18 protein-coding genes, 1 riboswitch and 1 other annotated feature are annotated in these 21,970 nt (G+C 52.9%); of the genes, 1 reads left to right on the top strand and 17 read right to left on the bottom strand.

From position 1 onward, the window contains the following. Positions 1-43 precede the first annotated feature (43 nt). The 16 genes from BLQ59_RS08030 to BLQ59_RS07955 all read right to left on the bottom strand — a co-directional run bounded on the left by BLQ59_RS08030 (position 44) and on the right by BLQ59_RS07955 (position 20,131). Positions 44-2,029, bottom strand: a complete 1,986-nt coding sequence (locus tag BLQ59_RS08030) for a TonB-dependent receptor plug domain-containing protein (protein WP_371118275.1) — start codon at positions 2,027-2,029, stop codon at positions 44-46. Positions 2,030-2,084: 55 nt separating this feature from the next. Next, positions 2,085-2,888, bottom strand: coding sequence for a TonB family protein (locus BLQ59_RS08025; RefSeq protein WP_074572351.1), 804 nt, complete (start codon positions 2,886-2,888; stop codon positions 2,085-2,087). A 1-nt stretch (position 2,889) separates the two neighbouring features. Next, on the bottom strand, positions 2,890-3,303 hold the full coding sequence (locus tag BLQ59_RS08020; protein WP_074572350.1) for an ExbD/TolR family protein: 414 nt from the start codon (positions 3,301-3,303) through the stop codon (positions 2,890-2,892). Further along, entirely contained in the window at positions 3,290-3,931 is a 642-nt protein-coding gene (locus BLQ59_RS08015; RefSeq protein ID WP_074572349.1) for a MotA/TolQ/ExbB proton channel family protein, read from the bottom strand. Before BLQ59_RS08015 ends, BLQ59_RS08020 begins: the two co-directional genes overlap by 14 nt. A gap of 6 nt (positions 3,932-3,937) precedes the next feature. Further along, positions 3,938-4,957: a FecCD family ABC transporter permease gene (locus tag BLQ59_RS08010; RefSeq protein WP_074572348.1), complete on the bottom strand. Its 1,020-nt coding sequence runs from the start codon at positions 4,955-4,957 to the stop codon at positions 3,938-3,940. Then, positions 4,954-5,778 carry an ABC transporter ATP-binding protein gene (locus BLQ59_RS08005; protein WP_074572347.1) on the bottom strand — a complete coding sequence of 275 codons (825 nt, stop codon included), beginning with the start codon at positions 5,776-5,778 and terminating at the stop codon, positions 4,954-4,956. The genes BLQ59_RS08010 and BLQ59_RS08005 overlap by 4 nt, the downstream gene beginning before the upstream one ends. Continuing rightward, a complete protein-coding gene (locus tag BLQ59_RS08000; RefSeq protein ID WP_074572346.1) occupies positions 5,778-7,634 on the bottom strand; it encodes a TonB-dependent receptor plug domain-containing protein in 1,857 nt (618 codons plus the stop codon). Before BLQ59_RS08000 ends, BLQ59_RS08005 begins: the two co-directional genes overlap by 1 nt. A 13-nt stretch (positions 7,635-7,647) precedes the next feature. Further along, entirely contained in the window at positions 7,648-8,622 is a 975-nt protein-coding gene (locus BLQ59_RS07995; protein ID WP_143005323.1) for an ABC transporter substrate-binding protein, read from the bottom strand. Between the two features lie 142 nt (positions 8,623-8,764). Next, positions 8,765-8,943: riboswitch (cobalamin riboswitch) on the bottom strand. Between the two features lie 51 nt (positions 8,944-8,994). Beyond that, a complete protein-coding gene (gene cobS / locus BLQ59_RS07990; protein WP_074572344.1) occupies positions 8,995-9,762 on the bottom strand; it encodes an adenosylcobinamide-GDP ribazoletransferase in 768 nt (255 codons plus the stop codon). 44 nt (positions 9,763-9,806) lie between these two features. Continuing rightward, complete coding sequence (gene cbiB / locus BLQ59_RS07985) at positions 9,807-10,748, bottom strand: adenosylcobinamide-phosphate synthase CbiB (protein ID WP_074572343.1); 942 nt, start codon at positions 10,746-10,748, stop codon at positions 9,807-9,809. Then, positions 10,745-12,283: a cobyric acid synthase gene (locus BLQ59_RS07980; protein ID WP_074572342.1), complete on the bottom strand. Its 1,539-nt coding sequence runs from the start codon at positions 12,281-12,283 to the stop codon at positions 10,745-10,747. The genes cbiB and BLQ59_RS07980 overlap by 4 nt, the downstream gene beginning before the upstream one ends. A 1-nt stretch (position 12,284) precedes the next feature. Further along, positions 12,285-12,875, bottom strand: a complete 591-nt coding sequence (gene cobU, locus BLQ59_RS07975) for a bifunctional adenosylcobinamide kinase/adenosylcobinamide-phosphate guanylyltransferase (RefSeq protein WP_074572341.1) — start codon at positions 12,873-12,875, stop codon at positions 12,285-12,287. 3 nt (positions 12,876-12,878) lie between these two features. Continuing rightward, entirely contained in the window at positions 12,879-13,514 is a 636-nt protein-coding gene (locus BLQ59_RS07970; protein ID WP_074572340.1) for a precorrin-8X methylmutase, read from the bottom strand. Positions 13,515-13,587: 73 nt separating this feature from the next. Next, positions 13,588-15,507, bottom strand: coding sequence for a threonine--tRNA ligase (gene thrS / locus BLQ59_RS07965; RefSeq protein ID WP_074572339.1), 1,920 nt, complete (start codon positions 15,505-15,507; stop codon positions 13,588-13,590). A gap of 38 nt (positions 15,508-15,545) precedes the next feature. Next, positions 15,546-15,766: a binding site (T-box leader), on the bottom strand. 61 nt (positions 15,767-15,827) lie between these two features. After that, positions 15,828-18,920 (bottom strand): efflux RND transporter permease subunit, encoded by a 3,093-nt coding sequence (locus BLQ59_RS07960; RefSeq protein ID WP_074572338.1) that lies wholly within the window; start codon positions 18,918-18,920, stop codon positions 15,828-15,830. Beyond that, on the bottom strand, positions 18,917-20,131 hold the full coding sequence (locus BLQ59_RS07955; RefSeq protein ID WP_256324638.1) for an efflux RND transporter periplasmic adaptor subunit: 1,215 nt from the start codon (positions 20,129-20,131) through the stop codon (positions 18,917-18,919). Before BLQ59_RS07955 ends, BLQ59_RS07960 begins: the two co-directional genes overlap by 4 nt. 184 nt (positions 20,132-20,315) lie before the next feature. On the opposite strand from BLQ59_RS07955, the gene BLQ59_RS07950 reads away from it, so the two are divergent. Further along, complete coding sequence (locus BLQ59_RS07950; RefSeq protein ID WP_074572336.1) at positions 20,316-21,476, top strand: FprA family A-type flavoprotein; 1,161 nt, start codon at positions 20,316-20,318, stop codon at positions 21,474-21,476. A gap of 40 nt (positions 21,477-21,516) precedes the next feature. Here the strand turns inward: BLQ59_RS07950 and BLQ59_RS07945 are convergent, their stop codons facing one another. Next, positions 21,517-21,957, bottom strand: a complete 441-nt coding sequence (locus BLQ59_RS07945) for a hypothetical protein (RefSeq protein WP_143005320.1) — start codon at positions 21,955-21,957, stop codon at positions 21,517-21,519. Between the last annotated feature and the right edge of the window lie 13 nt (positions 21,958-21,970).

Genomic DNA, 21,970 nt, shown 5'->3' with positions numbered 1-21,970 from the left:
ACAGCCTGCTGCCATGTGCGGTTTCTTGTTTATTCTGTTCCGCTTAGAATTTGTATGTGTAGTTCAGCATATAGCTGGCGGGTGCATCATAATATGTGGATGACGAATGGGAAATCACGTCGTGACGATTCAGGACATTTTTAATCGTTAAAGTGATTTCCTGCGCGGCATCCGGCTTGTAACTGGTGTGCCAGGTGGTAAGGAAATAAGGTTTTGCTTTGAAGGAATGCTCTGCCGATGGCGTCTGCACTCGGTTGCAGAGATAGGAACCAGACAGGTTCGAGGTCAGCTTGCTCTTTTTATAGGTAATGCCGCCAGTCAGCTGTACTTTGCCAAACTTCCTATCCCAATAGCCTTTCTTGGCATTCTTGGATTCGGGATTCTGCCAGGTTGCGCCCCAATGATAGGATAGCGGACGCTGGCTCTTGATATCACAGGCCAATTCAATCCCCGTATTACGAAAATCCTCATTTTTGTATGTGTATCGGCTTTTTTTATCATCCCAACTTGCATCAATGTTGTCCTCGATATCCATATGGAAAACAGCCGCCTTCCAATGATGGTTATGATGATTCTGTTTCCAACCCGTTTCATAGTTGATGCCCTTCTGCGGTTTTAGATCCGGATTAGGATTTCCTGCGCCTGTCGCACAATACATTTCAGAAAATGTCGGCATAATAAAAGACTGTGCAACGCTTACATAAAGATTGTTGGCTTTATCCATTTTATGCAGCCACTGCCCTGATGCGCTGAGATTATTATAATTCTGCGAACGCCATGCACCCGTAGTCCATGTTTCTCGCACACCAAAAATGCCAGTATTCTTATCATCAAATTTCTGCTCCAGTTGCGCAAAAGCAGCCCAATTGTTGCGTGTATATTTTTCAGCTTTCGGCGTACTATAAGCAGCTAATTTTTGATAACGCTCTTTTTGCAGACTCATGCCGCCGATCCAGGCTGTACGAGGTGAAACTTTCCAACGGCGCTGAAAATCAAGACCATAAGTTATATTTTTTTCTCTCGTATTATAAAAAACATCATAATCTGTTTGCTTTGGATTTCGTTGAACAGCCCCTGCCTCAGTCAAAGTCCCATCTTTTTTATAATTTGTTGGCCCATGGGATTCTACCGTACCATCGTTCCAATAGAGGCTGGCTTTCCAATTCTTGTCATGATAATTGAGCTGGGTTATATGACGCTTGGTTTCATACTTGCGGCTATTAAATAAATCTCCCACCTTGGCTACAGCTTCAGCACGAGTTACATCCGTTACCCAACGATCATATTTTGATTCGGTTTCATAATAATTATACAAGAAATCCAGATTCTTAGTCAGGCTATAGCTGATTCCTGCTCCCTGTTTTTTCACATGGTTCACATTGGTGCGCGTTTGCCCTAATAAAATATTCGTCTTGCTGACATCCACACCATGCTTCCAATTGCTAAAATTATAATGGACCGCCAAACGATCATCACCGACATTTAATGCATAATGTTGCTGCCCGGAATTACCAATACCAGCCGTCACTGTGTTAGCCGCTTTTTTCTTCGTAATGATATTGACCACACCGGCCATCGCCTCGCTGCCATAGAGCACGGAACCGCTGCCCTTGACCACCTCGATGCGTTCTATCGTATCCGCTGGAATCGCGGACAGGTCATATTTGCCACGCCAGGAAATCGGATTTCCATTCACGAGTACCAAAGTGCCATTATCAACGCCACGGATATTGACGTCGTTAGCCATCGTTCCCATGGCCGCACCATTCTGACCAAAAGCACCATAAGCAATGCCGTCTACTTTCGCCAAGGCATCTCCTGCCGTCTGAGCGCCAGATTCTTTGATTTCCTGTGCTGTAATAACCTCTGTAGCCGCCGGAGTATCGACCTCCCGCTTATGGCTGCGGGTGGCCGTGACCACCACATCGCCTAAGTTTTCCTCCACGGTCTGGTTGTCAGCGGCTTCCGTCACTGAATAGCCACTGGCCAGCACCATAGCAGTCAAAGCTAAAGCTATCTGCTTCGACAAATGTTTTGCATCCTTTTTCAAAAAATAACACCCTTCCCTAAATTCTCTAAATATATTACCAATCATCACCATCGGTGAGCTGGAAGCCATAAGTTGTGGTATAGCGGCCCCGACGGCCATTCATCTGGAAGCGGCAGCCGCGGGCGGCACTGACCGCCGCAGCATCCATAGCGGGATAACCGGAGGATTTCACCACTTCCACCGCTTCGATGGAATCGTCCTCGGCCACCAGGATCAGCACCCGCACCGAGCCTTCCACACCCTGCTGACGCAGGCTTTCCGGATAGGCAGGACTCGGGCGGTAGGTACAGCGTGCTGCCACACGCTCACTGCTGGCAGGGTGATTTCCTGCACCAGTTCCACTGCCATTGCCGGTACTGGAGCCTGAACCGGCCCCACTGCCTGTTCCCTGGCCGGCTTGGCCAGCACCAGCCGCCGTACCTTTGCCATTGCCCGCTCCACCGGCATCCGTCTTATTGGCCCCTGCCGTGTTCCCTATATTGGCGGCAGTGGCCGTTGCAACGTTCTCTGCAGCCTGTTGATGCTGCCGGCGATACTCCTGCTGTTTCTGTGGCTCCTGCGTGTAGCTTTCCTGAATCTGCGGCAGGTTCTGCGTGGGCATGGTAACTTCCATAGGCGGGACAGCAGGAATTTGCGCTGGTGCCGGACTGCCTCCGCCTGCATTGCCGCCACCAGCAGCACCATCATCTTCTAACAGCGCCACCTCTACCGGTTCTGCCTCCTGTACCGGTTTGACCAGCAGGAACAAGCCGCTCAACGCCACCAGCACAAATAGGACACCATGCAGGCCCAGCGAAAAGGCCCAGGCTTTTAGTTCTGCCTTTTGTTCCTGCCGCATCTCACTGCCCTCCGGCACTGGCCGCAGCCAAGCCAACCTTGGTCACACCAGCACCTTTTATCTTGTCCAGCAGGCCCATGACCATGCCGTAATCCAGCTTCTGATCAGCCCGCACTACCACGGCAAACTGTGGGTTATTTGCCTGCTGCTGTGCCACTCTTTGCAATAATTCCTGCTCGGCAATGGGCTTATCCTCAAGCCACAGACTGCCGTCGTCCTTCATCGTGACCACATAGGTCACCTTGAGCTGCGTCTCTGCATGCGCTGCCTGCGGCATATGGATATCCACAGTCTTGAGATTCACCATGTAGAGCGTGCTGAGCATGAAGAACACGAGCAGGAAAAACATGATATCGATCATCGGAATGATGATGATATCCGGCTTTTCCATATGGCGGCGGTCACGCAAACGCATAAGCGGCACCCGCCTTTATCAGTTCAGCCTGTCTGGCCTCGACCAGAGAAAAAACCTGCTCCATATCCGTGACGATATTTTCCACCCATTGCACGAAAAAGGCATGTACGGCCAAAGCCATGATGGCAACACAGAGGCCAAAGGCCGTGGCAATCAAAGCTTCACCAACACCGCCGGTAATGGCTGCAGCCTGTGCCGACTGCACATTGAAGACACTGAAAGCCGAAATCATGCCGCTGATGGTTCCCAAAAGCCCCAACAGTGGTGCCATGGTCACAATGACATTGAGGTAATACAGGCGCCGCCTAAAACGTGCCAGCGCCACACCGGACTGAATCTCCATGAAGCTGCTGACTTCCTGCCCTCCAGTGGCCCGCTCTGCGGCCTGCACTACGATTTCTGCCATATTGCCGGAAGATTCCTGTGCCAGCCGCATCGCCCCCGCATAATCATCCGCGCCCATAAGCTCCGCAAATGACCGGGCAAAGCCACGTCCTGAATCCATACGGCGGAAATATTGGAAGCGTTCCAAACCGATAGCCATAACAAATAAAGAGCATAAGAGCAGTACATACATAACCAGGCCGCCCTTTTGAAAGAGTTCCAGCCCTGCAACGATATTTTCCATTCACATCTACTCCATTCGCTGCTGCTTGCGCAACAGATACAAAAAATACGGCGTGCCGATAAAGGCTGTCATGATACCCACGCGAATCTCCGTGCCGGACAGAAGCACCCGGCCCACAATATCACAGAAAAGCAGGAAGATGCCACCGGCCAAAACACTTGCCGGCAACAGGCGTCGATGGTCGGGACCAATCAGCATGCGCAGCATATGCGGCACGACCAGCCCGACGAAGCCGATATTGCCGCTGATGCAGACGCCCGTTGCTGTGGCAAGCGCCGCGAGGAACAGGAGAATCAGGCGGAACCGGATTACCGGCAAACCTACGGCCCTGGCCTCCGTTTCACCCAAGGACAGGATATTGAGCTGCCGTGCCAGCAGGCAGATAGAGCCCACACTGATGACAATCGGGAAAAGCCCCAGCCATACATGTTCCCAGCGGCGATAGTCAAGGCCGCCGATGGTCCAGAACAGGTATTCCTGTAATTTGTTCTCGCTGACTGCCGTCAATAGCATCGCCGATACCGCCGCCAAGAACATGCCGACCACCACACCGGCCAGCAAAAGCGTCAGCACGGGAATCCTTCCCCGGCGAAAGGCCAGTGCGATGGTCAGACTGACCGCCAGCAAAGCCCCCAGCAGGGCACAGACCGGCAGGGCAAACATGGTCGCCGCCGAAAGTCCCGTGGCAATCGCCACGATTGCGCCCACTGAAGCTCCACTGGACACGCCGATAATCGCGGGATCAGCCAACGGATTAGCAAAGAGCCCCTGCAGGGCGGCCCCAGCCGCCGCCAAAGCCGCACCAGTGAGCAGGCCCACCAATGTACGGGGCAGGCGGATATGCCAGATTACGGCCTCCTCATTGGGTGTCAGTCCATGCGCGGGCGCGATGCCGACAACACTGCCTAACGCATCGATTACATGAGAAAAGGGAATCGCCATCTGCCCCCAGCTAAGGGACAGAACAATCAACAGGCATAGGAGTACCAGCATCCCCGCCAATACGCCGATAAAATGCTTTCTCATCCCGCACCTCCCAGCAACAAAGGCAAAAGCCGCTGTTCGCTAGCCGGCTGCCGTGTATAGATATCGGCATGTCCCGTCACAGGATGAAAATCCACAAAAACCGGTACGCCATAGGCCTGACTCAGGAGCTGCGTCTGCAAGACCTCCTGCGGCTTGCCATCAGCCAGAAGCCTACCGCCCCCCAGCAGTAACAGCCGGGAACAGAACCTCGCCGCCAGCGCCAGGTCATGCACCACCAGCAAGATTGTTCGCCCCGCCTGACAAAGCTCCCGGCAAAAGCGGAAGAGTTCCTCCTGATAGAAGATATCGAGGCCGCTGGCTGGTTCATCCAAGAACAGCAACGGCGTCTGCTGCGCCAGGATCTTGGCCAGCAGCACCCGCTGGCGCTGCCCGCCGGACAAGGCATTGACCGGCTTATCCGCAAGGTCTGTCACCGCCATGTATTCCATGGCCGCGTCCGCAATCCTCACATCCTGCTTACCTTCCCGCTGCCACCAGCGCAAATGCGGGGCGCGCCCCATCAGCACCACTTCTCTTACCGAAAAGGCAAAGGGTACATGACTATGCTGGGGCAGATAAGCCACCACTCTAGCCATATCCTGCGGAATATAATCGCCAAGACTTTTCCCTTTGATTTTTATGTGCCCCTCAGCAGGCAAAAGCCCCCGCAAGGATTTCAAGAGGGTACTCTTGCCTGCCCCATTGGGGCCGATCAGACCGATAAGCTCTCCACTTCCAGCCCGGAAGGAAACTTCCCGCAAGACCTGCCGCCCGCCATAGCCAGCCTGCAAGCCCTGCACATCAAGCAAAATATCTGCCATTAAAACGACACCTTCACACCCAGTTGGAAGGAACGGCCCTGCAAAGGATATTTAGAGCCAAGATAATACATTTTATTGGTTATATTATTAGCCTTAAAGTAAACTTTCACGTTATCTGTAGCTGCATAAGTGGTATTGAAATCCCATATTGCATAGCTATTGCAATTATACTTGCTCTTTTCCAACCCACTGCCCATACGGCCTAAAATATTTGCCGCCCAACGTCCATAATTATAATGCAAGCCTAAGCGATAACCATTGGGCTGACTATAATACAATTTATTGTTATAAATATCTTTTGCATCGACATCAATATAAGAATAACCAACATCATAGGACCAATGTTCAGAAGGTTTTCCCGTAAAGGATACCTGTATACCATGTTTCTTTTCAAGGTCAATATTGGTAGCATAATTAAATCCAGTAGTTGGCTCAGGAACCCAGCGAATAGCATCATGCAAATTGCTCCAAAAGTAACTTGCATCCAAAATCGCCTTACGGGAAAATTCATGGGTAAAACCAACAGTTTCCACATGCCCAGATTCAGGTTTCAAATTGGGATTTCCATAATAGGCATAGGGATATCCCATATATTCCCCTTCAACCGTATAAAACAAATCGTCTGCCGTTGGTGCTTTAAATACCCGGCCCCAGGATGCATATACCTTAGTACGTTTATCAGCCCGATAATTCACAGCCGCTTTTGGTGTCCAATGTGTACCAAAAGAATCATGATGGTCTACGCGCACCCCTGGCACAAAGAACCACTTATTCGTCAATCGCATGGTATCCTGCAGGAATAATGCCTGCGTAGTGATCTTTTTATTTTCATAGCCGCTCTGCTTATTGCTGGATTTACTCTGATGCCATTCTGCTCCGGCCACCAGTTTGTTGTTCTTCCCCAGCTTCCAGCCATTCTGATAATCCACCCCCTGCGTATGCGTATCAAACTTGCCCATATAATCAGTAGATTTATAATTGGCAAAGTATCGCAGGAAACCATGTACCGGCTGTTTTTCCTTAAAATTCCACGTTAAGGAACCATAGTTATAATTATGCTTTTGCTTTGCATTGGCATCAGTCGTGATGCCGTTATTCGTCAAATGATGTGCAAAGTTCAACCGCAAAGATTCGTTTGCAGACAATTGTTTATCCAAACGCAATGAAAAACTCTTATTGTTGTAATCGCTGTTCTGCATGCGTGTGCTGGAATTATGATCTGATTTATAGTTAAAATAGCCGCGCTTCTGCAGGCCTGCCGTTATAAACCAACTCCAATCCTGAGCCGAACCCTGATTGGTCAGTTCATAATTATGTGCCTTAAAGGATCCTGTATTTAAATCTACTGTGGTTTCGTTCTTCGTACCCTTACGCGTAATGATATTGACCACACCACCAACAGCGTCACTGCCATAGAGGGCTGAACCTGCTCCCTTCACCACTTCTATTCGCTCGATATTTTTGACCGATGGAATCATACCTAAATTCACCGTAGCACGGGACATTGAACCCTGATCATTATTGAGCCGCTGCCCATCCACCAACACCACAACACGCTGGTCACCATTGATGATGACTTCAGAATCGCCGTTAGCATTGCCGTTGGTCACCACAACACCATTGACGTTGGCCAGCGCCTCGCCCACGGTCTGATAGTGGTTGGATTCCATCTGCTCACTCGTAATCACGGTCACATCTGCCGGTGTACTCATGCGCGAGGATGGCATACGTTCCGCCGTAACAACCACATCCCCCAAGTCCTCGTTCACCGTTTCAGCCTGACAGACTGCCGTGCCAAAGCACAGTGTCCCCAAAGCCAATGCAGCCAAAACATTTCTTGTCAAATCCTTCTGCATCAAAAAGTCCCCCTTAGTTCTCCACTGCCGTCAGATGCTGCTGCGGTTCCAGCTTGAACCTGTCGCCATAGACACGATAGGCAATCTCCTGTACCGCGAAGACAAAATCCTGCGAACAGTTATATATATAACCTTCATCCGGTTCCAACAGGTTGCCCTGCTGGATGGCCCGCATATTCTGCAAGGACGGATCATTCATATATTCATCCCGGAAGCGGTCAATATCAAATTTGCCATGATTGTTATAGGTGGGCAGGAACAAGATATCGGGATTGATTTCCACGAGTTTTTCCTTGCTCATTTCCTCACCGTTTTGGATGCCGGCAGCCGCCCGGCCATTCACAACACCAGCCAGCTGGCAGGCTTCATCAAAACAGCAGCCTGCACCGCCGTAACCCTTCATCAGGGAAATCAGCACCACGCTGCGGCGCTCTTCAGCGGGAATCTTCGCTGTCTCAGCGGCAATCTCTGCCAGTTTCTCATCCATCTTCTGCAGCAGCACCTCGCCCCGCTGCGGTTCGCCTGCCGCCTGTGCCAGCAATTTGATGGTTTCCTTTACCTCCTGCAGACTGCGCGGGCCCTTGCAGACCACCACAGGGATGCCCAAATCCCGCAGGGCCGCCACCCTTGACAGGTCTCCCCAATCGGGGATGATTACCAGATCCGGCTGCAGGCTAGCGATTTCTTCCACAGATGGATAGCGGATTTTGGTCTCCACTTTTTTCCCGAGCTCTACCACATTGGAGCTGGCCGGATCATCCAGCATGGCATTGACTGCAGCCATGCGCTCCGGTTCCACCAGCCCTAACATCACTTCATCCGTACTCATGGACATGGTGAGTATCCTCTTCGGCTTGGCCGGCATATTGACCTGCGTTCCCTGCGCATCCGTCACCGTATAGGCGGCTGATTCATCCTGCCCAGCCGTATCATTTTTACAGCCAGCCAGGCATATAACGAACAATAAGAGGACAAGCACTAATTGCAATCTAAGAAATTTTCGCACACATATTCCCTCCACATGCAAACAAAAAAGCTGTCCTTGTAAAAGGACAGCTGAAAACTGCACGATAAAACTACCTAATGGTACAGAAAAATGGCTAATCCCCTCCCCATCGCTCGTGAGTCTGGCGGTGATTGTCAATCAGGCAGTTCTCCTGGCTCCGGATCATTGCTCGTCTGCGCCTTCCCAGGTTTCCCCAGTGACTTACCTTGTGCAGATTCGCTCCCCGCTACAGTGGCGTGACCGCGCCGGCCTTCAACCGGCTTTTCTATTGAGTCTTACGACACCTGATCCCTTTGATTCAATTATCTAACATGTTTTTCATCATACCATTATGATTATTTATTGTCAATGTATTTAACGCCATAAAATATGCAATCCGCCAGGAATCCAGGATGTCACCCAGAACACCAAAAGCACCACGGTTTCAGTCAAAGTTTCGATTGCACCGTAAGTATCGCCAGTCAGACCGCCGAGTTTATGGCTGAGCCATTTAGCCGCGAGCCAGGCAAAGGCCAGTCCAACCACCAGCGCGGCAACGGCCGCTTGTCCCCAGGGCACAACGAAAACCAACGTAACGGCTGCTGCGAGCACCACGGTTTCCTTATCAGCCATCTCAGCAAAGATCTTGCCCATGCCCTCTTTGCGGGCGTAGGGGAAAAAGGCAATGGCCATGACCATGGCCATGCGGCCGATAATCGGCATGACGAAGAGCGCCGTCATGATCAGCACGAGTTTGACATCCCGCATGGCCGACCAGTTGACCAACAGCAGGCAGGCCAGCGCAATCACGCCGAAGGAGCCCACCCGGCTGTCCTTCATGATTTCCAGCACCCGTTCCCGCTCCCGGCCCGAGAAGACACCATCCACAGTGTCCATAAAGCCGTCGAGCATCAGGCCGCCGGTCAGCAGGATGGGCAGGATGACGAGCAAGGTCGTCACGAAATTGGCCCAGCCAAAGACGGCAATCAGGCACCAGGAGGCCAGCATATAGATAATCCCCAGGATAAGCCCCACCAGCGGGAAAAATTTCGTACTGCGCCCAAAATCTTCAGCGGTCAGATCCGTCTGATTCTTGACATGGATTCTCGTCAGGAACTGCAAAGCGGTAATAAATGATTTCATGATTTCCATCCTCTCTTGTGATTTTTATCACTTCTACATCCATATCATAACCCAAACATGGCATAACAGATAATGATAAACATCACAGTCGCCGTATACATCAGGCGGATGGAGCCCATGATATGCTTGATGCCCAAGGTTTCCAGCGGCTCACCCATATAGGCCCGAAAATGCTGCTGGCCAAAATAGGAATTATAGCCGCCCAAGCGGATATGCAGAGCACCGGCCACCGTGGCTTCGGCATAGCCGCCATTGGGGCTCGGATGTTTCTTTGCATCCCGCAGCATCATGCGGTAGGCAAATTTATAGTCATAGCCCAGAATCCAGGCGGCAAAGATAAAGAGCACGCCCGTAATCCGCGCGGGAATATAGTTAAGCACATCATCCAGCCTTGCCGCCGCCCGACCGAAGTAGAGGTATTTGTCATTCTTGTAGCCAATCATGGAGTCCATGGTATTGGCCGCCCGATAGGCCATAGCCAGCGGCACGCCGCCGAGCACGAAGAAGAACAAGGGGGCAATGATGCCGTCGGTGGTATTTTCCGCAATAGTCTCCACCGTGGCCCGGGCGATTTCCGGCTCATCGAGCTTATCCGTATCGCGGCCTACGATCCAGCCCACCTTGCGCCGGGCTTCGGCCATATCGCCGGCCAGCAGCAAGCCATAGAGTTCCTTGCCGGCCTTGGCCAGGCTTTTGGGCGAAATGGCAAAGGAAAGCATAAGCGCTCCCACCGCCGTACTGCCCCAGCTCCAAGGAATCTTATAGGAAAGCAGCATAATGCCTTCGGCCACAGCATAGGTAAGCAAAAGCACCACGAGCACCAGTGCGGCCCCCCAGGCAAATTTGCGCGTGCCTTTATCCGTCGGATGATAGAACAGCCTCTCCAGCAGGGAGATCAGATTTCCCATCAGCACCACCGGATGCCAGCGGCTCTTGGGATCGCCGATAATGCAGTCCACCAGAAAAGCCAGTATTCCCGTCATCATGGGCACTCACCCATGATTTCGGCCAACTTTTCCATATCGAGGCTGTTGCGCACGACACTTGCCAGACGATTATAGGCCCGTTCCTTTTCCTGCCGCACACTGCGCTGGATGGGCAGAGACGCGAGCCCCTTGCGGGCACGCAGGGCGTTGAGCACCTGCCGCCGGAAATCGTCATGGTCAAAGATGCCATGGATATAGGTGCCCGTCACCTGTCCCTGACCGTCAATCTGACTGGTCAATCCTTCGGCAATATTAACTGCTTCATTTGACCGGTCAATGATCGTAAAGGGATGCTGAATCTGACCGTCAAATCTTGTTTCGCCCGTATGAATCTCATAGCCATAAAGCCCTTTGATTACGATATCCCGCCCCAGGAAATTCAGCCGACCGTCAGCCTGAACCTGACTGGTCAATTTCTCTGCCGCAAAGGTGGTTTCCATGGGCAGATACCCTAAGCCTGTCACCTCATCATTAGCCGATTCTGTATGCAAAGGATCAGCAATCTTCTTTCCCAGCATCTGATAACCGCCGCAGATACCCCAAAGCGGCGTGCCTGCTTTTACCTGCGCGCGGATAGCCGCTTCGAGTCCGCATTCCCGCAGATGCAACAGATCTTCGGTGGTATTTTTTGAGCCGGGCAGGATGATCAGGTCAGGATTCCCCAAATCTTCCGCCCGCTTCACATAGTAGAGGGATACATCCGGTTCCGCCGCCAAACTGTCAAAATCCGTGAAATTGGAAATCTTCGGCGTCTGGATGACCGCGATATGCAAATCCGCCTTCGGCAGATCCTGCTCCACGGCTTTATCGTCAAGCGATACGGAGTCCTCATCGTCAATGCCCATATCTTCGATATGCGGCACTATGCCCAGCACGGGCTTGCCGGTCTTTTCCTCCAAAAAGTCAACGGCCGGTGTCAAGAGCGTCACATCGCCGCGGAACTTGTTGATGATCAAACCTTTGACCAAAGCCCGTTCTTCCTCGTCGAGCAATTCCAAGGTGCCCACGAGCGAGGCCAGCGCACCGCCCCGGTCAATATCGGCAATCAGCAGAACCGGAGCATTGAGATGCTTGGCTACCCGCATATTGACGATATCGTTGGCCTTGAGGTTGACTTCTGCCGGGCTGCCTGCCCCTTCGATCACCAAGGTGTCAAAATCTGCCTGCAAACGTGCCAAGGCTTCCGTCACCGCACCAAATGCTTTGAGGGAATAGCCCTTGTGATATTCCCGGGCGCTCATATTGCCCACGGCCTTGCCGTTGATGATGACCTGCGAACAGCTGTTGCCTGTCGGCTTCAGGAGCACGGGATTCATATCCACCATCGGCTCCAGGCCGGCCGCCTCGGCCTGCGCCACCTGCGCCCGGCCCATTTCCTTGCCGTCTTTGGTCACATAGGAATTGAGCGCCATATTCTGCGCCTTGAACGGCACGACCTTGCGCCCCTCCTGATGAAAGATACGGCAGAGCGCCGTCGTGATGATGCTTTTGCCCACATGGGAGCTTGTTCCCATCAGCATAATGGAATTTGCCATATTATCTGTCCCCTTCCTGCACCAGCAGGGTGTTCAATCGCTTGATATTGACGGGAATCCCCGCCAGCACGGCATAAACATCTTCGGCCGCCGCCGCGATCCGCTGATTGGCCAACCCGCTGAGATCGCGGTAAAAGCGGGCCAGCCGGTTTTCCGGCACAATGCCTGCCCCCACCTCATTGCTGACAAAAATCACGGTCACGCCCTGCTCGGCCGCCGTCTGTGCCGCCTGCAGCAAACGGTCAATCTGTACCGTCATATCCGCATAAGCCCGTTCCTCAGTCAAATCTGCCTCAGGAATCGCGCAGAGCAGATTACTGAGGTACAGGGTGATGCAGTCAAACAATATAACCGTATGACTGGCCGCCGCTTCAGCCAGTGCCTTTTCTGCGCCAAAGGGCGCTTCATAAGTCTGCCAATTATCCGGCCGTCGCTCCTGATGGAGCTTTACCCGGTAGCGCATTTCCTCATCATAAATCTGAGCCGTGGCGATATAGCCCACAGATTCCCCCGCCTTTGCTGCAAGACGCTCGGCGAAAGCGGATTTACCCGAGCGGGCGCCACCGGTCACGAGTACGATTTTTCCTGCCATAGCTTAGCCCCGGTCATTATTGATGAGATACATCATGGCATTGACTGCCGCGGCCGCAATGGGGCTGCCGCCCTTGGTGCCTTCCACAGTGATATAAGGGACCGTCGTCTGCTTGGCCAACTCGGCCTTGGAATCAGCCGCACCCACGAAACCTACCGGAATGCCCACGATACAGGCCGGACGCAGGCCTTCTTCCTCGACCTGTCGCAGCACTTCAAACAGTGCCGTCGGCGCATTGCCAATCGCGATGATTGCGCCATTCATCTGCGCACCGAACTTGCGCATGGCCGCCATGGAACGGGTAATGCCCTGCTCCTTGGCAGTTTTGGCGATTTCCTCATCGGCAATCAGGCAATGTACCTGCCCGCCAAAGGACGTAAGCTTGCGCTTGTTGATGCCCGTGCGTACCATTTCCACATCGGTGTAGATATCACAGCCACCGCGCAATGCCGCCATTGCCCTCTCGATAGCATCATCCGACATTCGGATAATCGGCGCATATTCCACATCCCCGGCGGCATGGATCAGACGCGAATAAACCTTGACCTGCTCCGGCGTAAGATTCAACCCCTCGAGATGCGGGGCGATGATTTCCATACTGCGGTTTTCGATTTCCATGGGCTGCTTGATAAATTCCATACGATTCACCTCATTTTCGTACTATAAAGAAGGGACCTTCCATCAGTCCCTTCCTTACTTCTACTTTATAAAATTAGAATTCTTCGCTCTTGCTTGCGATCTTTTCCTGAACATAGGCAATGAAGTCGTCAACCTTCATGGTCTCGCTGTCCTTCACGCCGCGTTTGCGAACGGCTGCCGTGCCATCTGCCATTTCCTGATCGCCGACCACCAGCGTGTACGGCGTCTTCTTGACCTGGCTTTCACGGATCTTGTAGCCCGTCTTTTCGTTGCGGTCATCGACTTCGACGCGCAGGCCGAGATCGAACATCTTCTTCTTGAGTTCGTAAGCATAGTCAGCATGCTTGTCCGTGATCGGCAGGATGCGAACCTGTACCGGAGCCAGCCACGTCGGGAAAGCACCGGCGTAGTTTTCGATCAGGATGCCGATGAAGCGCTCGATGGAACCGTAAACCACGCGATGCAGCATGACCGGACGATGTTTCTCACCATCTTCGCCCACATAGGTCAGGTCGAATTTCTCCGGCATCAGCATATCGAGCTGAATCGTACCACACTGCCAGGTACGGCCGATGGAGTCGCGCAGATGGAAGTCGATCTTCGGGCCGTAGAACGCACCATCACCTTCGTTGATGATGTACTTGAGACCGCGATGCTCGAGCGCATTGCGCAGGGCATTCGTAGCGTTCTCCCAGATTTCATCGGAACCCATGGAATCTTCCGGACGCGTGGAAAGCTCTGCCGTATAAGTCAGGCCGAACGTGCTGTACACTTCGTCAAAGAGGTCAATCGTATGCTGGATTTCCTCTTCAATCTGTGCCGGCGTAATGAAGAGATGCGCATCGTCCTGCGTGAAGTTGCGGACACGGAACAGACCGTGGAGCGCACCGGACAGCTCATGACGATGTACGATACCCAATTCACCCAGACGCAGAGGCAGGTCACGATAACTGTGCTGATGGGATTTATACACCAGCATGCCGCCCGGGCAGTTCATGGGTTTTACAGCATAGTCTTCATCGTCAATCTTCGTGAAGTACATATTCTCTTTGTAATGATCCCAGTGTCCGGAAGTCTCCCAAAGCTTGCGATTCATGATCATCGGCGTCTTGATTTCCTGATAGCCATAGCGGCGATGCACTTCGCGCCAGTAGTTGATCAGTTCGTTGCGTACAACCATGCCGTTCGGATGGAAGAACGGGAAGCCCGGGCCTTCTTCGTGCAGGCTGAACAGGTCAAGTTCCTTGCCCAGCTTGCGATGGTCGCGCTTAGCCGCTTCTTCGAGCATATGCAGGTATTCATCGAGGTCAGCCTGCTTTTCGAAAGCCGTGCCATAGATGCGCTGCAGCATCTTGTTCTTTTCGCTGCCGCGCCAGTAAGCACCGGCTACGCTCTGCAGCTTGACAGCCTTGACCTTGCCCGTAGAAAGCACATGGGGGCCGGCGCAGAGGTCTGTGAATTCGCCCTGGCTGTAGAGCGTGATCAGCGCATCTTCCGGCAGGTCATTGATGAGTTCTACCTTGTAGCTTTCGCCCATCTCCTCAAACATCTTAAGCGCATCGGCACGGCTGACCTCTTTGCGTTCAAGCTTGAGGTTTTCCTTGACGATCTTCTTCATTTCCTTTTCGATATCCTTGAGGTCCGCTTCGCTAAGCTGACGGTCCATATCGATATCGTAGTAGAAGCCGTTGTCGATGGCCGGACCGATAGCCAGCTTAACATTGTCTTCCTTATAAAGGCGCTTCACAGCCTGTGCGAGGATATGGGAAGCCGTATGGCGCAGTGCCCAGCGGCCGTCTGCTTCTTCAAACGTCAGGAACTCAACCGCACAGTCCTTGTCGAGAACCGTCGTGAGGTCTTTCGTTTCGCCATCGATCTTGGCAGCCAGCACCTTCTTGGCCAGGCTGTTGCTGACCTGTTTCACAAAATCCAAAACGCTTACGCCCGCTTCCACTTCGCGGACAGAGCCGTCTTTCATGGTAATCTTCAACATGCAAAACCCTCCTAAAAAACTAAAAAGCTCCGCCCCTAAGTAGGGACGAAGCTGTAACATCGTGGTTCCACCCTGATTGCCATAGCTATGCCATGACCACTCAGCACTTGTAACGATAGTGTGACCGTCTGTCCATACTGAAATTCCGGACAGCAGCTCCAAAGTGGTAACAGTCAACGCTGCTTCAGGATAATCACACCAAACATATCCCTCTCTTGGAAACGCTCTTTCACTGTCATGTCTTTGTCATTGCCTTTAACTGATGTGTTCATTATAGTTTTATCATCGCGACTTGTCAAGGATAATTCTGCTGATTGCAGCTAATTTTCCACCGCCCCGCGCCGCCGTTCCTTTCCCTGATAGAAATACAGGAAGATAATGGGAATGATCAGCAGCGTAAACACCGTAGAAGTCAGCAGGCCGCCGATGATCACCCAGGCCATGGATACGCGGGTTTCGGCCCCATCGGTCAATGCCAGCGCCATGGGCATCATCCCCACCATCATGGTGATCGTGGTCATGAAGATCGGCTTTAGGCGCACGCAACCAGCCTCCACGATGGCCTCCAAGGCCGTATGCCCCCGATCCATCAAGGTCAGGGTATAGTCAATCAGCAGGGTGCCATTCTTGGCCACGATACCATCCATGACCAGGATGCCAATCATGGAATAAAGGTTCAGCGTATTATGCGTCAAGAGCAGCAGCAGCACCGAACCGATCAACCCCAGCGGCAGGGAGAACATGCGGATGAACGGCGTAAGCACGGATTCGTAGAGCACAGCCAGCAGCATGTAGATCAGTACCAACGCCAGGAACAGGGCACTCAGCAGCTCGCTGAAAGTCTCATTCATGCGGCTGGCCTGTCCCTTGAACCGATAGGTGATGCCTTCGCCTAAATCCGCATCCTGCAAGGCCTTATTGACATCCCGGATCACATCGCCCACCGGACGATCCCGCAGGTTTGCCCCCAGCTGGATGGAACGCTGCTTGTCCACCCGGCGGATGCTGACCGGACCCTGACCATCTTTGATGTCAGCCACATCGCCCAAATAGGCCAGCTTGCCATTGGCCCAGACCGGGACCCGGGCCACATCCGATGCCTTATAGGCGTCAGCATTCTTAAGCCGCACTTTGATGCTCGTATCCTGACCGCCGTTTAAGGCATCATTTTTGAGCTGTCCGGCTGACAGACCGGATATGGCGGAAGAAAAAGCCGTATCGATATCGGCCAGACTGACGTCAAAGGCTTTGAGCTTTTCCCGGTTGACTGTCAGCTGCAGTTCCGGCATCCCCTCGGTATAGGAGCTGTTCACGTCGCTGACGCCCTTGACCTCCCGGCGCAGGATGCGTTCCACCTTCGATGCGGCAGCCGTCAGTTCCTGCATATTGTTGCCCCGCAGTTCAACCTGCAATGCTCCACCGCCGCCACGGCCGCCACCACCGTCAGAAATCCCGGCCACGTTGGACTGGGTTTCCGTAACGCGGATATCCGCATTCTTGATGCCCCGTGCGTATTCACGCACCTCCTGAGTAATCTCCCAGATGGAACGGCTGCGCTCCCGACGCCCCACCAGTTCCACCTTGATGCGTCCTTCATTCGCAGAGGTCACACCACCAGCCTGCGTCATATAGTATTTGACCTCTGGGATTTCCGCCAGCTTCTGTTCCAGCTGCAAAGCAATCTTATTGGTTTCCTCCGAAGCTGCGCTGACCGGACATTGGATATTGATGGTAAAACTCGACTCATCCGTACGCGGCATATACTCCGTTCCCACAACACCCAGCGGAATCAGGGCGATGACACCTATGAATACGGCCAGGATGCCCAGCAGGAGTTTCTTCTTATGATTTAGGCTCCAGTAAAGGGTTTTCCGATAAAAGTCCACGGCCCCGTTTTCCAATCGGTCCATAAAGCCCCAAAGCGGATGGTCGGTCACCTGATAGCCCTTTTTATAGAGTTTTGAGGCCAACATCGGTGTCAGGGTAAAAGACACGAAGAGTGAAAAGCCCCCGGCAAACACAATGGTCAGGCCGAACTGACGGAAGAACTGACCAGTCATACCTTCCATAAAGGCAATGGGCATAAATACCGCCGCGTCACAAAGGGTGATGGCAATCGCGGCCATGCCGATTTCCATGCGCCCTCTTTCCGCAGCCAGATCCGGCTCAGTTCCTTTTTTCAGATAACGGATGATGTTTTCCAGCACGACGATGCTGTCATCCACCAGGATTCCCACGCAGAGTGTCATGCCCATCAGGGACATCATGTTGAAGGTGAACCCCGCCAGGTACATGACAAAGAATGTGGAAATCAGCGAAGTCGGAATGGCAATCATGACTGCCGCCGTAGAACGCCAGCCCCGCAGGAACAAGAAGAGCACCAGTCCCGTGGTAATCAGGCCCTCCACCAATGTGCCCAATGTGTTATGCAGGGAGGTTTCCACATAGTCAGCATCGTTGGATACCTCTATGAATTGATAATCCGGATAATCCCGGCGCAATTTTTCCACGGCGGCCTTGATGTTCTCTGCCGTTTCCACCACATTGGCATCACTGTTCTTGTAGATCAGCACATTGATGGCTGGTTCCCCATTGAGCCGGCCATAGCGCTGCTGCCGGGCATCCTGTTCCCGGACCGTGGCCACGGCCGTCAGGGGAATCGATTCACCAGCGGTATTGTTCACACGAATCTTTTCGATATCTGCCGCCTGCTTATACTCTGCCACCACACGCACATCCGCTTTGGTGCTTTCCGTATAAACCGGGCCAGAAGGCAAAAGCTGGTTTTCGCTGCGGATGGCGCTGGCAATCTTGGGCAGTGTCAGCTTGTAAGCAGCGAGCTTTTCCCGGTCCACCTCGACGGCCACTTCCTTGTCCCGGCCGCCATGCAGCTCGATTTCCGATACGCCGCCCGCCTGCTGCAGGACATCCTGGAAGACATTTTCCGTCATGGAATAAGCATCACCAAGGCTATGCTGGCTCATAACCGCCAGTTCCATGATGGGCTTGGCGTTCATATCCCGCTTGATGACCACGGGAGCGTCAGCCTCATCCGGCAGGCGGTTCTTGATGGCCTCCACCTTTTTCGTGGCCTCGATTGCTGCCATATCTGCATCGGCATCAAAATTCAGTTCCAGCATCACCCGTCCCCGCTCATAACCGGCCATCGAAGTGATGGTCTTCACGTTGGACACGGAGGACACCGCATCTTCGACCGGCTTGATGATTTCCTGCTCCACCGATTCCGCGCTGGCACCAGGATATTTCACCGTCACCGTGACAAAGGGAGTATTCAGTGCCGGCAACAGTTCCACGCCGATGCGATAGTAACTGTAGAGCCCCAGCACTACGAAGAACGCCACGATCATGGAAATCCCCACAGGGCGCAGGATGGATAAACGCGTGATATTCATGACTCTGCCACCTTGACTTTCATACCGCTGCGCAGTTTATCCTGATTGGTGAGAACGACCTTTTCCCCCTCGTTCAGGCCTTCGATGATCTCCTCGCTCTCATCGTTGAGCAGGCCGATTTTCACCGAACGCTGCTCCACTTTATCCTCTTCCAGCAGGACAAAGACATACTGCTGCCCGTTGCGCGTCAGCACAGCCTCCTTCGGCACGAACAAGGCCTGCGGCTTCTGCATGATATCCACCGCGGTATGGGCAAAAAGGCCGGCCTTGACCGTCTCATCCGCCTCTTCGAGCGAGATGCGCACCTGATAGCTCTTGGCCCCCTCTTCCATGGCCGGGCTTACAAAGATGATCTTCCCCGTAAAGTCACGCCCCAAGGCGTCAATCGTAACCTTCACGGCCATCCCTGGCTGCAGGATGGCTGCATCATTTTCCGCAATGCTGCAGTCAATATTGATATGGCTGTTATCCACCAGCACAAAGGTCTTTGTTCCTGCTGCCGCCAGCGCGCCGACTTCGGCACTGCGATAGACGATGACACCTGCACGCGGCGCGCGCAGGATCATATCCTCCCGCTGCTTTTTCAGCGCTTCTGTCGCATGTTCCTGCTTTTGGGCCGTCAGTTCCTTGGACTGGACAGCTGCCGCACCGCCATCCGCTACCTGATTGGCCAGCACCTCATAAGCTGCCCGGCTGGCACTGAATTCCTGTTCCATGCTGTCCAGCGTATCCTGGGAAATGGCCCCGATGGAAAAAAGATACTTCTGCCGTTCATATTTTGCTTTGGCCAGTTCATAGGCATTCCGCTTGCTGATGATATTAGCATTGTAAGCAGCGCTTGCCTCCCGGGCATCAGCCCAGGCCGCACCTGCCGCCGCCGAATTCTGCGCAATGGAAATATCCAGATCCCCGAGATCCTGCACCATGAGCACCTGACCTTCCTCTACATGGTCGCCCAGATCTGCATATACGGCCGTGATGCGGCCATTATATTTGGGTGCCAGATTGATGCTGGCATCTGCAACAGTTTGACCAGACAGCACAATATGACGCTGCATGTCCTGCCGCACCACTTCCTGCACCCTGACCTCCGGCATATTGCGACGCACCCGCCTGGCTGTATCCTTATTGGTGCCCATATAAAAATAAAGCGCTACTGCCAGCAGCAGCAGACACACACCACCGGCAATCAGCATCTTTTTTCTTGTCATATTGGTAAATTTATGGCGCATTCTTCTTCCTCATTTCATTCAGCTATATGTTTTTCAATACTATTTGTTCTGATTAAATTCGTCTTCACTGCGGGAAAATCCTTTACCAGGCAGGAAAAAACTGCTAACTGACGAAATAACGAGATAGATTGAAAAATTTATAGCAGAAAGCGAGGATCATACTATGCAGGCATTAGAAATCCAAAAGGGCATTTACTGGGTGGGCGCCATCGACTGGTCCATGCGCAGTTTCCATGGCTACCAAACCGGGCGAGGCACCACCTACAACGCCTATCTTATCATAGACGAGAAAATCACCCTGATTGATACGGTGAAGGAGCTCTTTGCCGATGAACTTCTGGCACGCATCCAGTCTGTGATCGATCCAGCAAAGATCGATTACATCATCTCCAGCCATGTGGAACCGGATCATTCCGGGGCCCTGCCCTTCATGCTGAAACACTGCCCCAATGCTAAGATTATCACCACCCTGCCTAATGGTGAAAAAGGTCTCAAGGGGCATTATGGCATCCTTCCCTATCAGGGTGTCAAAGCCGGCGATACCTTGAGCATCGGTCAGCGCACCCTGCAGTTCGTCCCCACCCCCATGCTCCATTGGCCGGACAGCATGGTGACCTACTGCCCCGAGGAGAAGATCCTTTTCTCCAACGATGCCTTTGGCGAGCACCTCGCTTCGAGCCAGCGCTTTGATGATGAAGTGGATTCCCCCACACTGATGTATGAATGCCAGAAATACTATGCCAACATCCTGATGCTCTATGGCCGTCAGGCCCAGACCGCCCTCAAAGCGCTGAGCGGGCTGGAAATCAAACTGATTGCCACGGGCCATGGCGTCATCTGGCGCTCCCATATCCCGGAAATCATGGCCAAATATCAACAATGGTCCAGCTCTGAAAATGAAGAACGGGCTGTCATCGTCTTCGATAGCATGTGGCATTCCACGGAAAAGATGGCCCGCGCCATCGCCGAGGGCTTTGCCCAGAAGAATATTCCCGTCGGCTTCTATGATATCAAGGAAAACCATCTGTCCGATATCCTCACCGACATCCTGACCGCCAAATACCTGGCCGTAGGTTCCCCCACCATCAACAACCAGATGATGCCCACCATCGCCAGCTTCCTCTGCTACCTCAAGGGACTGGCCCCCAAGAACAAGAAAGCCTTCGCCTTCGGCTCCTACGGCTGGGGCGGACAGAGCATCGGCCTGGTAGAAGAAGAACTGAAGGCCTGCGGCTGTGAGATCGTCCTCGACAAGATCCGCCTGGCCAATGTGCCCACGGCAGAACAGTTGGCAAAAATCACCAATCAAATCACAGACCTCTAAAAAACGAAACGCTGATGGATTTACCCCCATCAGCGTTTTTTCATTTTATCACTTTGAAGTTTTTGAGCAGTTTCTTCTTTTCTTCCTCGGTCAATGCCGAAGACTTATTCTCGCCTTTGACCATCTGCAGCTGTACCTTGTTCAGTTCCGGCTGCCGTTTCATGGTCGGCACCACGGTCTTGATCCGCGTTTCCCTCTGCAGGAGCTCTGACATATTCAGCTCATCCAACGCTTCCTTGAGGTAGCCCCGCTTACGTGCTTTGCGCAGACAGTAAGCCATGGCCACTGCCGCATCATCCTGCAGATCCAGCAGGCTGCCTTTCAATAGTTTTTCATCATCAATATACTTGGCCAGACCAATCCGGTCTAAATACTTGGTCAGATTCCCGCGAAAATAGGCTAATCGCATACGCTCTTCCAGCCGCATAGCCGCCCGCACCAAGATAGAATCCAGCCGATCATCTAGGCCCGAGTGTTTCATACACATCACCCCG

Origin of the sequence: Pseudoselenomonas ruminantium, from assembly GCF_900104055.1 — a bacterium.
Classification (GTDB): Bacteria; Bacillota; Negativicutes; order Selenomonadales; family Selenomonadaceae; genus Selenomonas_A; species Selenomonas_A ruminantium_C.
This window is presented reverse-complemented; position numbering and strand designations above follow the sequence as displayed.